Origin of the sequence: Pseudomonas fildesensis (assembly GCF_001050345.1) — a bacterium.
GTDB classification, from domain to species: domain Bacteria; phylum Pseudomonadota; class Gammaproteobacteria; order Pseudomonadales; family Pseudomonadaceae; genus Aquipseudomonas; species Aquipseudomonas fildesensis.
In genome coordinates this window covers 111783-124222 of the sequence record NZ_LFMW01000011.1, presented here as the reverse complement: position 1 = coordinate 124222, position 12440 = coordinate 111783, and the positions used below count along the sequence as shown (strand labels likewise).

General features: G+C 61.6%; 12 protein-coding genes. 7 read left to right on the top strand and 5 right to left on the bottom strand.

Translation table 11 applies throughout. From position 1 onward, the window contains the following. The first annotated feature begins 56 nt into the window (after positions 1–56). Positions 57–1643, top strand: a complete 1587-nt coding sequence (locus ACR52_RS16610) for an ABC-F family ATPase (protein WP_082143175.1) — start codon at positions 57–59, stop codon at positions 1641–1643. Between the two features lie 234 nt (positions 1644–1877). After that, entirely contained in the window at positions 1878–3053 is a 1176-nt protein-coding gene (locus ACR52_RS16605) for an MFS transporter (protein ID WP_048726337.1), read from the top strand. On the opposite strand, the gene ACR52_RS16600 is transcribed toward ACR52_RS16605, so the two are convergent. Next, on the bottom strand, positions 3047–4084 hold the full coding sequence (locus tag ACR52_RS16600) for an alpha/beta hydrolase family protein (protein WP_048726334.1): 1038 nt from the start codon (positions 4082–4084) through the stop codon (positions 3047–3049). The two genes, ACR52_RS16605 and ACR52_RS16600, sit on opposite strands and share 7 nt — an antisense overlap. 241 nt (positions 4085–4325) lie before the next feature. After that, positions 4326–4937 carry an FMN-dependent NADH-azoreductase gene (locus ACR52_RS16595; protein ID WP_048726332.1) on the bottom strand — a complete coding sequence of 204 codons (612 nt, stop codon included), beginning with the start codon at positions 4935–4937 and terminating at the stop codon, positions 4326–4328. 124 nt (positions 4938–5061) lie between these two features. Between ACR52_RS16595 and ACR52_RS16590 the strand changes: the two genes are divergently transcribed. Together ACR52_RS16590 and ACR52_RS16585 are read left to right on the top strand one after the other, a co-directional pair. After that, on the top strand, positions 5062–5970 hold the full coding sequence (locus ACR52_RS16590; RefSeq protein ID WP_048726329.1) for a LysR substrate-binding domain-containing protein: 909 nt from the start codon (positions 5062–5064) through the stop codon (positions 5968–5970). Then, positions 5967–6323 (top strand): MmcQ/YjbR family DNA-binding protein, encoded by a 357-nt coding sequence (locus ACR52_RS16585; protein WP_048726325.1) that lies wholly within the window; start codon positions 5967–5969, stop codon positions 6321–6323. The genes ACR52_RS16590 and ACR52_RS16585 overlap by 4 nt, the downstream gene beginning before the upstream one ends. Here the strand turns inward: ACR52_RS16585 and ACR52_RS16580 are convergent. Together ACR52_RS16580 and ACR52_RS16575 are read right to left on the bottom strand one after the other, a co-directional pair. Next, a complete protein-coding gene (locus tag ACR52_RS16580; RefSeq protein WP_048726322.1) occupies positions 6312–6695 on the bottom strand; it encodes a DUF1294 domain-containing protein in 384 nt (127 codons plus the stop codon). The two genes, ACR52_RS16585 and ACR52_RS16580, sit on opposite strands and share 12 nt — an antisense overlap. Further along, entirely contained in the window at positions 6692–7522 is an 831-nt protein-coding gene (locus ACR52_RS16575; RefSeq protein WP_048726321.1) for an undecaprenyl-diphosphate phosphatase, read from the bottom strand. Before ACR52_RS16575 ends, ACR52_RS16580 begins: the two co-directional genes overlap by 4 nt. Before the next feature lie 229 nt (positions 7523–7751). Between ACR52_RS16575 and ACR52_RS16570 the strand changes: the two genes are divergently transcribed. The 3 genes from ACR52_RS16570 (at position 7752) to ACR52_RS16560 (ending at position 10639) form a co-directional block, all read left to right on the top strand. Beyond that, a complete protein-coding gene (locus ACR52_RS16570) occupies positions 7752–9386 on the top strand; it encodes a methyl-accepting chemotaxis protein (protein ID WP_048726318.1) in 1635 nt (544 codons plus the stop codon). A gap of 168 nt (positions 9387–9554) precedes the next feature. Then, entirely contained in the window at positions 9555–10118 is a 564-nt protein-coding gene (gene pnuC, locus ACR52_RS16565) for a nicotinamide riboside transporter PnuC (protein ID WP_048726315.1), read from the top strand. Beyond that, on the top strand, positions 10115–10639 hold the full coding sequence (locus tag ACR52_RS16560; RefSeq protein WP_048726644.1) for an AAA family ATPase: 525 nt from the start codon (positions 10115–10117) through the stop codon (positions 10637–10639). Before pnuC ends, ACR52_RS16560 begins: the two co-directional genes overlap by 4 nt. Positions 10640–10669: 30 nt before the next feature. Here ACR52_RS16560 and ggt read toward each other — a convergent pair whose 3' ends face one another. Next, entirely contained in the window at positions 10670–12394 is a 1725-nt protein-coding gene (gene ggt, locus ACR52_RS16555; RefSeq protein WP_048726313.1) for a gamma-glutamyltransferase, read from the bottom strand. Positions 12395–12440 lie beyond the last annotated feature (46 nt).

Genomic DNA, 12440 nt, shown 5'->3' with positions numbered 1-12440 from the left:
ACGTATGCCTGAAGGCTCCTGCCGCCACGCTCGCAACTCATTGATAGGTAAAGTAATTGATCTCCACAGCTAACATCACCATGCAGTTCGGCGCCAAGCCGCTCTTCGAGAACGTCTCGGTCAAGTTCGGCGCCGGCAACCGGTATGGTTTGATCGGTGCCAACGGTTGCGGCAAGTCGACCTTCATGAAAATCCTCGGCGGCGACCTTGATCCATCCGGCGGCCAGGTCATGCTGGAGCCGAACGTACGCCTGGGTAAACTGCGCCAGGACCAGTTCGCCTACGAAGAATTCACCGTGCTCGACACCGTGATCATGGGCCACGAGGAGCTGTGGAAGGTCAAGGCCGAGCGCGACCGTATCTACTCGCTGCCGGAAATGAGCGAAGACGACGGCATGGCCGTGGCCGAGCTGGAAACCGAGTTCGCCGAGATGGACGGCTACACCGCCGAATCCCGCGCCGGTGAGCTGTTGCTGGGCCTGGGTATTCCGTTGGAGCAACACTTCGGCCCGATGAGCGAAGTGTCCCCAGGCTGGAAACTGCGCGTATTGCTGGCTCAGGCGCTGTTCTCAGACCCGGAAGTGCTGTTGCTCGACGAACCGACCAACCACTTGGACATCAACACCATCCGCTGGCTGGAAAACATCCTGACCCAGCGTTCCAGCCTGATGATCATCATCTCTCACGACCGTCACTTCCTGAACAGCGTGTGCACCCACATGGCTGACCTGGATTACGGCGAGCTGCGCCTGTTCCCGGGCAACTACGACGAGTACATGACCGTGGCGACCCAGTCCCGCGAGCAATTGCTGTCGGACAACGCCAAGAAGAAGGCGCAGATCTCCGAGCTGCAATCCTTCGTCAGCCGCTTCTCGGCCAATGCCTCGAAAGCCAAGCAGGCGACTTCCCGTGCCAAGGCAATCGACAAGATCCAGCTGGCCGAGGTCAAGCCTTCGAGCCGTGTGAGCCCGTTCATCCGCTTCGAACAAACCAAAAAGCTGCACCGCCAGGCGGTCATCGTCGATCGCATGGCCAAAGGCTTCGACGGCAAGCCGCTGTTCAAGGACTTCAGCTTCCAGGTTGAAGCTGGCGAGCGCGTTGCGATCATCGGCCCGAACGGTATCGGCAAGACCACCCTGCTGCGCACCCTGGTCAACGAACTGACCCCGGATGCCGGTAGCGTCAAGTGGACCGACGCCGCCGAACTGGGCTACTACGCCCAGGACCACGCCTCCGACTTCGAAGACGACATGAGCCTCTTCGACTGGATGGGCCAGTGGACACAGGGCGAGCAAGTGATCCGTGGCACCCTGGGCCGCATGCTGTTCTCCAACGACGATATCCTCAAGTCGGTCAAGGTGATCTCCGGTGGTGAGCAAGGGCGCATGCTGTTCGGCAAGCTGATCCTGCAAAAGCCGAACGTGCTGATCATGGACGAACCGACCAACCACTTGGACATGGAATCCATCGAAGCGCTGAACCTGGCGCTGGAGAACTACCCGGGCACGCTGATCTTCGTCAGCCACGACCGTGAGTTCGTATCGTCCCTGGCCACTCGCATCATCGAGTTGAGCGCCAACGGCGTGATCGACTTCAGCGGCACCTATGACGACTACCTGCGCAGCCAAGGCGTGGTGTTTTAAAACCTGTGGCGAGCAGGCTTGCCCTGCGTTGGGCTGCGAAGCGGCCCTAAAATCAAACACCGCGTTTTGCCTGGCAGAACGCGGTGTTTTTTATTGGGGCTGCTTCGCAGCCCAACGCAGGGCAAGCCTGCTTGCCACAACAAGCCTGTTTGTCAGACAAACTAGTTAGGCTGCTTCCTTTTCCCCAAAGCCCTTGCCATCATGCCCTCACCGCCCGCCCGCGAACGAGTGCCCATGCCTACCGCCGCCCCCAGCTCACTGTCGATCACCCTGCAGATCGTCTCGATCGTCTTCTATACCTTCATCGCGTTCATCTGCATCGGCCTGCCGATTGCGGTGATTCCAAGCTATGTGCACGAGCAACTGGGCTTCAGCGCGGTAGTGGCCGGCATCACCATCGGTTCGCAATACCTGGCCACCCTGCTCAGCCGCCCCATGGCCGGGCGCATGTCCGACAACGTGGGCACCAAGCGCGCCATTGTGCTGGGCCTGTCGGGCATCCTCGTCAGCGGGGTGTTGACGTTTTTCTCAACACTGGTGGAAAGCATGCCCGCCTTCAGCCTGGGCATTTTGATCATAGGCAGATTGTTGCTGGGCGTGGCCCAGGGCCTGATTGGCGTAGGCACTATCAGTTGGTGCATGGGCGCGGTAGGTACCGAACATACGGCGCGTTCGATTTCCTGGAATGGCATCGCCTCCTACGGCGCCATCGCGATTGGCGCGCCGCTGGGCGTGGTGATGGTCGCGGAATACGGCTACACCAGCCTCGGCATTGCCCTGTCGGTGCTGGCAGCGTTGGGCCTGGTGCTGATCCGTAATAAACCTTCAGTGCCGGTCGTGCGGGGCGAGCGACTGCCGTTTTGGGCGGTGTTCGGGCGCATTGCGCCGTTTGGCGCCAGCCTGTGCCTGGCGTCGATCGGCTACGGTACGCTGACGACGTTTATCACCCTGTATTACCTCAATCGTGGCTGGGAAGGCGCGGCCTACTGCCTGACGGTATTCGGCGTGTGTTTTATCTTGTCGCGACTGGTGTTTATCTCCGCTATCAGCCGCTTTGGCGGCTTCACCGCTGCGATTGCCTGCATGGTCATCGAGACCCTGGGCCTCACGCTACTGTGGCTGGCACCGACCACCGGCGTGGCGTTGATCGGCGCCGGGCTGACCGGTTTCGGCTTGTCGCTGGTGTACCCGGCACTGGGCGTGGAAGCCATCAAGCAGGTGCCCAACAGCAGCCGTGGCGCTGGCTTGAGTGCGTATGCGGTATTTTTCGACCTGGCGCTGGCGATTGCCGGGCCGTTGATGGGGGCCGTGGCGCTGAACCTGGGTTACGGCTGGATCTTCTTCTGCGCCGCGCTGCTGTCGGTCAGTGCCCTGGGCCTGACCTTGCTGCTCAAGCGCCGCGCTTACTGATCAGCGGTCTGCAAGCCGGCACGGGTGGATTGACCGAGCGTGTGGGTGAAAAAGCGCCCGGCCTCGGAGATCAGGTCGCGGTGAATGCCTTCGCGGTCGACACCATCGGCATCGGTGCAAACGGCCGGCATCGCCGCCAGTTGATCGCTGTCACACGGCGCCATGAAGACGAAGTGCCCTGCCCCGGCCAGGAGTTTGAAATCCGGTGGCTCCGGCAGCTTGCGCGCGAGGGCGGCGGCGTTCTTGTCCACCGCCACCAGCTTGTCGCCATCGCCGCTGTAGAGCAGCACCGGCACATGTACGTCCGCCAGGGTGTGACGACCGAACATCAGGCTCAGCGGCGCCATCAACATCAATGAATGAATGCGCGGATCGGCCTGCGGCTGCAAGTCGTCACGGTCGACCACCAGCTCGCCCTTGGTGGTGCAGGCGTCGCGGTCTTCCGGGCGTTCCTGGCAGTAGCGACGCAGGCGATTGAAATCAGGCTTGGCGCCCGCCAGGATCAACGCGGTTTCGCCGCCGGCCGAATAACCGATAACGCCTACCTGATCGACGTTGACGAACGGCGACAGCATCGGGTCGCCCAGGGTCGCGGTGATCGCTTCGGAAATCTGGATCGGCCGCCCATAGAGGTTACTCACCGTGCCCAGGCGGCTGTGGTCCTTGTAGTTGTCGCCGGGGTGCAGTACCGCCACCACCACAAAGCCCTTGCGCGCCAGGGAGGTGGCCAGGTCATGCAGGGCCAGCGGCGTACCGGTGTTGCCATGGGACAGCATCAGCATCGGGAAACGACCAATGGCGATCTTCGAATCTTCCGTCGCGGCGACGTGGTAAGCGCCCACCTGAGTGGTGTTTTCAAGGCCAGTGGACGGGTAGAACGCAATGGCTTTCATCGGCTGCAGGTCAAGCGGGTCGAGAAAGCTCATGCGGTGGAAGCCCACACTCCAATGCGGGTGCGGTGCAGGGGCGGCTTGCACTGAAATCAGGCCGCCGAGCAGGGAAAGTACCAAAACAGCACAAAGACGCATCATGGGGATGTCCACCTTTGCTGCGCGACCACGTTCAACATCCGCGGCATGTCTATTTGAAAAGTCCATGGTTCAAGGTGCCTGCGCCGGGTGATAAACCCATGACTGCATAACCTGGGCCAAAGTAAAGACAGCGGGTAAACGAAAAAACTCCGTACTCCGGTCGCGTTCAGGCGACCAGAATACAGAGTTTAGGCGCCCGGCTCCGGATTGAAACCGGGAACCGGCGAAATTTACACAAGCCTTACGCGGCGGCGAACAATTGTTCGTTAATGGCGACGTTGGCGTCGTTCAGCGCTTTGGTGCGCACTTCCTCGCCATAGGCCAGGCCTTCGGCACGCACGATTTCGATATCGGTGATGCCAAGGAAGCCGAACAGCAGTTTCAAGTAGCCTTCATGAGCGGCGCCAGATGCTTGCCCGGCATGCAGGCCACCCGCCGTGGACACGATGATGACTTTCTTGTTGCCGCACAGGCCTTCCGGGCCGGCTTCGGTGTAGCGGAAGGTCTGGCCGGCGACAGCGATGCGGTCGATCCAGGCTTTCAGCTGGGTGGGGATGGTGAAGTTGTACATCGGTGCGCCGACCACAATGGCATCGGCGGCCAGGAATTCAGCCAGGGACGAAGCACTCAGGTCCGCCTCGTGCTGCTGTGCGGCGTCACGCAATTCGGCAGCAGTGCCCAATGCACCGAGGGTCGCGCCGGAGAAGTGGTTGATCCCCTCGCTGGCCAGGTCACGGTAAGTCACTTCCACGCCCGGCTCGGCCGCTTGCCAGGCCTTGACCACTCCGGCAGTGAGCTGACGGGAAGCCGAGTTGTCGCCGAGGATGCTGGAATCGATATGCAACAGTTTCATGGGGAAGCTCCAAAGGGGATTAGCGGTGTCGAGCAGATGTTGGTAAGCCTACGCATGAAACCAATAGCCGATAAGACCGTCAAAATGCGATAGTTCGTCCCACTCACAGGACAATAGGTTGACCATGCAAGACCTCAACGACCTCTACTATTTCGCCAAAGTCGTCGAAGCCGGCGGCTTCGCGGCGGCTGGGCGGCTGCTGGGCATTCCCAAGTCGCGGCTGTCGCGGCGCATTGCCGAGCTGGAAGAACGTCTCGGCGCGCGCCTGCTGCAACGCACGACCCGGCAACTGACCCTGACCGCCGTGGGCGAGCGCTACCTGCGCCACTGCCAGGCGATGCTGCTGGAAGCGGAAATGGCCGATGAGGCCGTGGCCAGCATGTCCAGCGAACCCCGTGGGCGCCTGCGCGTCAGTTGCCCGGTGGGCATGGCCCAGCACATCCTGCCGGAATTGGTTGCCGGGTTTCTGGCCGCGCACCCGCTCGTTCAGCTGGAAATGACCCTGGTCAACCGCCGCGTCGACCTGGTAGCCGAAGGCATCGACGTGGCCCTGCGCGTGCGCGAACTGGGCGATGAAGACCCGCTGCTGGTCACCAAACGCCTGCGTCAGGCCCAGACCGTGCTCGTCGCCAGCCCCGGCTTCATGCACGGCAGGCAAGTCAATACACTCGACGACCTCAAGCAATTGCCGATACTCGGTGCACTGGAGGCGGACCGCATGGTGCATCAACGCATTCTCGACCCACAGGGCAACCCACACGATCTGATGATGGAAGCCCGCCTGGGCATCGAGGATTTCGTTGTACGCAAGACCTGCGCGCTCATGGGCCTGGGGTTTACCGTGCTACCCATGATGTACTGCGAAGAAGAATTGGCCAGCGGCCGCCTGGTGCAACTGCTGCCGCAATGGTCCCTGCCGGGCGGCTGGCTGCAGGCGGTGTACCCGCATCGCCGTGGTGTGCTGCCGGCCATTCGGGCGTGGATCGACTACCTTGAAGAAGGCTTCAAAGGCTGTGGAGATCGCTTGCTATGAAAATGACCGAAGAACATGTCGCCCACTTCTGCCTGAGCCTGCCCGGCGCGCGGGAAGACTACAAATGGGGCGGCGTGCGGGTGTTCTCGATTGCCCGCAACAAGATGTTCGCCCTGCAAAACCTGCGGGGCGACTCGCTGGCGTTCAAGGTCGACAAGGAACTGTTCCTCGGCCATGTCGACCGCCCAGGTATCCACCCAGCGCCGTACCTGGCACGCGCGCAGTGGATCATCATGAACACGCCCTATCCTCTGGGCGCTGATGAACTGCGTGGCTTGTTGCAGCGCTCGCACCAGTTGGTGGTGAGCAAGTTACCCAAGCGCACGCAGATCGGGTTGTTGCTAGAGGACTGACAACAGCGTGCCACCCAAAAACAACTGATCCAGCCAGAACACCTGGTGCAGCAACACGATCACCCAGAACAGCACCTGGTAAGACACTTTGCGCGTCTTGTGGCGGAACACCTGCTGGGCGATCAACGCCCCCGGCCAACCACCTGCCAGCTCGACCGCGTGCAGGATGTTTTCCGGGGTGCGCCAGCTGTCGGTGCGGGCTTTGCGCTTGTCGCTCCAGTACAGGAAAAACGCGATCACGCTGACCACACCATAGGCCGCCAGCGGGATCACGGTTTCGCCGCGATGCCACACCAGCACGGAGCCCACCAGCGGCGCCGCGCACAGCAGCACGAAGATCAGCGCCTTGAGGCGTGGGTGCTGGAAGGTCATGCCTTGGCAACTGCCCAATCGATCCAGCCGAACTGCCAGGTCGCCAGGATCAGCAAGCCGAATGCAATCCGGTACCAGGCAAACGCCGCGTAGCTGTGGCTGGCGATGAACTTGAGCAGGCCCTTGACCGCAATCATCGCGAAGATGAACGAGGTGACGAAACCGATGGCGAACACCGGCAGGTCGGCCGGCTGGAACAGGTCGCGGTACTTGTAGCCCGAGTACACTGCCGCACCGACCATGGTCGGCATGGCCAGGAAAAACGAGAACTCGGTGGCGGTCTTGCGCGACAGGCCGAACAGCAGGCCGCCGATGATGGTCGAGCCCGAGCGCGAGGTGCCCGGAATCATCGCCAGGCACTGGGCAAAACCGACCTTCAGCGCATCTTTCCAGGTGATGTCGTCGACGGTTTCGGCATGCACCTCGTGCTGGCGGCGCTCAGCCCACAACATGATGATGCCGCCCACCACCAGGGCCGTGGCCACGGTGATCGGGTTGAACAGGTAATGGTGAATCATGTCGGCGAAAATCACCCCCAATACCACGGCCGGCAGGAACGCGATCAACAGGTTGATCGTAAAGCGCTGCGCATTGCGCTGGGTCGGCAGGCCGGTGACCACGTCGAGGATCTTGCGGCGAAACTCCCAGACCACCGCCAGGATGGCGCCGAGCTGGATGATGATGTTGAACGCCATGGCGCGCTCGCCGCCGAAGTTGAGCAAGTCGGCGACGATAATCTGGTGGCCGGTGCTGGAGATCGGCAGGAACTCCGTCAACCCCTCCACTACGCCGAGTATCAATGCCTGTGCGGCGGTCCACAAATCCATACTTCCCCCAAAGGCCTTGCTCTATGGCAAGCCTCGTTAATCTTTTTAATGGTTCACTGACGATGGGCATAACCGAGGCCCGGTGCTGATATTCAACGCCGGTCTGCAAAAATTCCGTGAAAAATCAGGCAGTACTCAGGTTTTGCGATTTCAGGCCGAAAGCCTATCAGACAAGGCGTAAAAGTCGATGCAACGCCCACAATTATAAAAAGCCCGGAGTGACAGGACGATGAACAGTTTGCGCAATATGTCGATCAGCCGCCGTCTGTGGCTGATCCTGCTAGTCGCCGTGCTGATGCTGATGACCCTGGGTGTGCTGATGCTCAAGCAAATCCACGGCGATCTCTACCAGGCCAAACGCCAGCAGACCCAGCACGTAGTGCAGACCGCCAGTGGCGTGCTGAGCTACTACCAGAACCTGGAAAAAACCGGCGTGATGACCCGCGAAGCGGCGCAGAAGCAAGCCCTGAGCGCGGTGCGTGGCCTGCGTTACGACCACGACGACTATTTCTGGATCAACGACCTCACGCCGGTGATGATCATGCACCCGGCCAACCCCAAGCTCGATGGCCAGAACCTCTCGGCCATTCGTGACCCGGACGGTTTTGCCGTGTTCAACGAGTTCGTGATCCTGGCCAAGGCCAAAGGTGCCGGCATCGTCAATTACCGTTGGCCGAAGCCGGGAGCCGATGCGCCGGTGGAAAAAACCTCGTACATCCAACTGTTCGAACCCTGGGGCTGGATCATCGGTTCCGGTGTGTACGTGGATGACGTGCAGGCTGAATTCAACGTGCAGGTGTGGAAAGCGTCAGGCATCGGCCTGGCCATCGCCGTGGTTATGGCCCTGCTGGTCTCATTGATTGTGCGCAGCATCGTGCGCCCGTTGCAGGCCGCCGTGAATGCCATGGCCAATATCGCCAGCGGTGAAAGCGACCTGACCCGCAGCCTCGACACCCACGGCCGGGATGAGGTCACCCAACTGTCACAGCACTTCAACAGCTTCACCGCCAAGTTGCGCCAGGTCGTCAGCCAGTTACAGGTGTGCGCCAATGCACTGGGCCAGTCATCCACGGAATTGGGCAACAACGCCAACCAGGCCCATGACCGCAGCCAGCAACAGTCACAGCAGATGGAGCTGGTGGCCACCGCGATCAATGAAGTCACCTACGGCGTGCAGGACGTGGCGAAAAACGCCGAACACGCCGCCAGCGAAATGCGCGACGCGCAGGCCCAGGCGGAGCAAGGCCAGGTGAACATCGACGGCAGCTTGCAGCGCATCGACCAACTGTCCACCACCATCAGCCAGGCGGTTGAGGTGATCCGCACGCTGTCGAGCGAAAGTACACAGATCGGCGGCGTGCTCGAAGTCATCCGCTCCATTGCCGAACAGACCAACCTGCTGGCCCTCAACGCCGCCATCGAAGCCGCGCGGGCCGGCGAGCAAGGGCGTGGATTTGCCGTGGTGGCGGATGAAGTACGCCTGCTCGCTCAACGTACGCAGAAATCCACCGCTGAAATCCAGGCGATGATCGAGCGCCTGCAAGGCCACTCGGAAGCGGCGGTCAAGGTGATCAGTGACAGCCACAGCGCCTCGCAATTGACCATCGAACAGGCGGGCCAGGCCGGTGCCAGCCTCACCGCCATCGGCCAGGCACTGCGCAACCTCAACGGGCTGAACGCCTCGATTGCCAGCGCCACCCTGCAACAGGCCCATGTGGTGGAAGACATCAACCAGAACGTGACCCAGGCGGCCGGGCTGTCCCACAGCACCGCGCTGGCGGCGGAACAGTCCAGCGTAGCCAGTGCGCATTTGCGCGGGCTGAGCGAGCAACTCGACGGCCTGTTGCGCCAATTCAAGGTCTGACGCCGCTGAAAATGTGGGAGGGGGCTTGCCCCCGATAGCGGTGGGTCAGCTACAAATATGCTGACTGATTCACTGCTATCGGGGGCAAGCCCCCTCCCACATTTGCCTTCCCGTGTTTTGAAGATTGGTTACAATCCCCGCCCTCTCCCACTCTCCCAAGGAACCGCCATGTCCGGGCTTGAACTGTTCGCCGCCGCGCTGGGGGTGATCGCTGTGTGGCTGACGGTCAAACAAAACCCCTGGTGCTGGCCCATCGGGCTGGTGATGGTGGTGCTCTACACTTGGGTGTTCTACGACGTAAAACTCTATTCCGACATGCTGCTGCAGGTGGTCTACGCCGCCCTGCAACTTTACGGTTGGTGGCAGTGGACCCGCGCCGGCGAGGTCAAGCAAGGGCGCCAGGTCACGAGCCTGGGCTGGCCCGCAATCATGGCCAGCCTGGCTGTGGGAGCGGTTGGCAGCCTGTTGCTCGGCGCCGCCATGGCCCACTGGACCGACGCCGCCCAACCCTGGCTCGACGCCGCCCTCACCGGTTTCAGCCTGGTGGCGCAACTGTGGATGGCGCAAAAACGTGTGCAGTGCTGGCCGTTGTGGATCGTCGTCGATGTGATCTTCGTCGGATTGTTCCTCTACAAAGGCCTGTACCTCACCGCCGCGCTCTACGCGCTGTTCACCGTGATCGCCGTGCAAGGCTGGCGTGAATGGCGCGCCGACCCGGCGCTGCGCGCATGAAGGTGGTGGTGCTGGCAGGTCCAGAGTCCAGCGGTAAAAGCTGGTTGGCGGCCGAGCTGCAGGCGCACTTTGGCGGGCTGATGGTGGGTGAATACGTGCGCTATTTCATCGATGAGCAGCAGCGCGACACCACCCTGGCGGACATCCCCGCTATCGCCCGTGGCCAGTTGGACTGGGAAGACGCCGCCCGTGCCGAGCAGCCTGAACTGCTGATCCTCGACACACACTTGCTGACCAATAAACTCTGGAGCCAGACCCTGTTTGGCGACTATCCGGCGTGGCTCGACGACGAGTTGCTGGCCCGGCACTACGACCTGCACCTGCTGCTGTCACCCGAGGACGTGGAATGGAGCGCCGACGGCCAGCGCTGCCAGCCGGAACTGGCGGACCGCCAGGCGTTTTTTCAGGGCAGCCTGGACTGGATGCAACTGCATCAGCAAAGCAGGGTCGTGATCAGGGGAGATTGGGAGGCGCGCCGGAGGGTGGCGTTTGCTGCGGTAGAGCGGCTGCTCAACCATTGATTTCAATGGTGAACAGCCACCCGTCTTACCTCAGTAGCCCAAAGACAGGCCGGTGTTGCGACGCGGGTCGTTAGCCCCATAAAAATGGTTATTGCCTACCGGCTTGCCACCCAGGGATGGTGCGCCCACCAGGATCGCGGCCAAGTGATTGGCATCCTGCGGGCCGGCGAACTTATGGCCCCAGCTTTCCAGAATCTTCTGGGTGTCCGGGCTGACCGCGAAGGTCTCCAGATTGGTAGTCTCCGGCATCCACTGCTGGTGGAAACGCGGCGCGTCCACGGCTTCCTGGATGTTCATCTTGTAGTCGATGACATTGAGGATGGTCAGCAAGGTGGCGGTGATGATGCGGCTGCCACCCGGCGTACCGACGACCATCACGGCCTTGCCATCCTTGGTCACGATGGTCGGGCTCATCGACGACAGCGGCGCCTTGCCCGGTGCGATGGCATTGGCTTCACCCTGAACCAGGCCGTACATGTTTGGCACGCCGACCTTGACGGTGAAGTCGTCCATTTCATCGTTGAGGATCACCCCGGTCTTGCTCGCCATCACGCCGGCACCGAACCAATCGTTGAGGGTGTAGGTGACCGAGACCGCGTTGCCCCACTTGTCGACGATCGAATAGTGGGTGGTGTTGTTGCCTTCGTGCGGCGACACGCCCGGCTTGATCGCCTGGGAATCACCGGCCTTTTGTGGGTCGATGGCGGCACGCAGTTTGGCCGCGTAGTTTTTGTCGAGCAGATGCTCGATTGGGTTCGTCACGAAGTCCGGGTCGCCGAGGTAGCTGTTACGGTCCACATACGCGTGGCGCATCGCTTCGATCTGGTAGTGCAGACCCTGGGCGGAGTGATAGCCGAGGTCGGCCATCGGGTAGCCTTCGAGGATGTTCATGATCTGGCAGATCACCACGCCACCGGAGCTTGGAGGCGGTGCCGAGACCACGTGGTAGCCACGGTAGTCGCACTCGATGGGCGCCAGCTCGCGGGTCTTGTATTTGTCCAGGTCAGCCTGGGTAATGATGCCCTTGCCGGCCTGGCTGGAATCCACCAAGGCCTTGGCGACCCAGCCTTTATAGAAACCGTCGGTACCCTTGGCGGAAATTTCTTTCAGGGTCTTGGCCAGGTCTTTCTGCACCAGCTTCTGGCCGACCTGCATCGGTTGGCCGTTGTGCAGGAAGATGCCGCGCAGGTCCTTGTCTTTTTCGAACTCGCCGGTGGCGGTGTGCAGCAGGTCGATATCCCCCTGCTCCAGGGCAAAGCCGTTTTCCGCGAGTTTGATCGCCGGGGCAATCACCTGGGCGCGCTTTAGGGTGCCGTATTTGCTCAGGGCCAGTTCCATGCCGGAGACGGTGCCAGGTACGCCGACCGCCAGGTGACCCTTGGCACTCAGGCCTTCGACGACGTTGCCGGCCTTGTCCAGGTACATGTCGGCGGTGGCCGCCAGCGGGGCTTTTTCGCGGAAGTCGAGGAAGGTCTTGCGCCCGTCCGCCAGTTGCACGGTCATGAAGCCGCCGCCGCCGAGGTTACCCGCCGCCGGGTACACCACCGCCAGCGCGTAGCCGACTGCCACGGCCGCGTCGACCGCGTTACCGCCGGCCTTGAGTACATCCACGCCCACATGAGTGGCCAAATGCTGGGCTGTCACCACCATGCCATTTTCACCGGCCACCGGGGCCTGGGACGCGGCTTGCACGCCGCTGACCGTCAACACCAGTGCAGTGGCAATCAAGGTACGGCTGAAGGGTTGGTATTTCATCCATGGCTACTCGAGTTATTGAGGTGCACCAAAATAGCCCGACTCC

Coding starts and splice junctions, on each gene's coding strand:
- ACR52_RS16605 (WP_048726337.1), top strand. CDS start 1,878: ATGCCTACCGCCGCCCCCAGCTCACTGTCGATCACCCTGCAGATCGTC.
- ACR52_RS16600 (WP_048726334.1), bottom strand. CDS start 4,084: ATGATGCGTCTTTGTGCTGTTTTGGTACTTTCCCTGCTCGGCGGCCTG.
- ACR52_RS16595 (WP_048726332.1), bottom strand. CDS start 4,937: ATGAAACTGTTGCATATCGATTCCAGCATCCTCGGCGACAACTCGGCT.
- ACR52_RS16590 (WP_048726329.1), top strand. CDS start 5,062: ATGCAAGACCTCAACGACCTCTACTATTTCGCCAAAGTCGTCGAAGCC.
- ACR52_RS16585 (WP_048726325.1), top strand. CDS start 5,967: ATGAAAATGACCGAAGAACATGTCGCCCACTTCTGCCTGAGCCTGCCC.
- ACR52_RS16580 (WP_048726322.1), bottom strand. CDS start 6,695: ATGACCTTCCAGCACCCACGCCTCAAGGCGCTGATCTTCGTGCTGCTG.
- ACR52_RS16575 (WP_048726321.1), bottom strand. CDS start 7,522: ATGGATTTGTGGACCGCCGCACAGGCATTGATACTCGGCGTAGTGGAG.
- ACR52_RS16570 (WP_048726318.1), top strand. CDS start 7,752: ATGAACAGTTTGCGCAATATGTCGATCAGCCGCCGTCTGTGGCTGATC.
- pnuC (WP_048726315.1), top strand. CDS start 9,555: ATGTCCGGGCTTGAACTGTTCGCCGCCGCGCTGGGGGTGATCGCTGTG.
- ACR52_RS16560 (WP_048726644.1), top strand. CDS start 10,115: ATGAAGGTGGTGGTGCTGGCAGGTCCAGAGTCCAGCGGTAAAAGCTGG.
- ggt (WP_048726313.1), bottom strand. CDS start 12,394: ATGAAATACCAACCCTTCAGCCGTACCTTGATTGCCACTGCACTGGTG.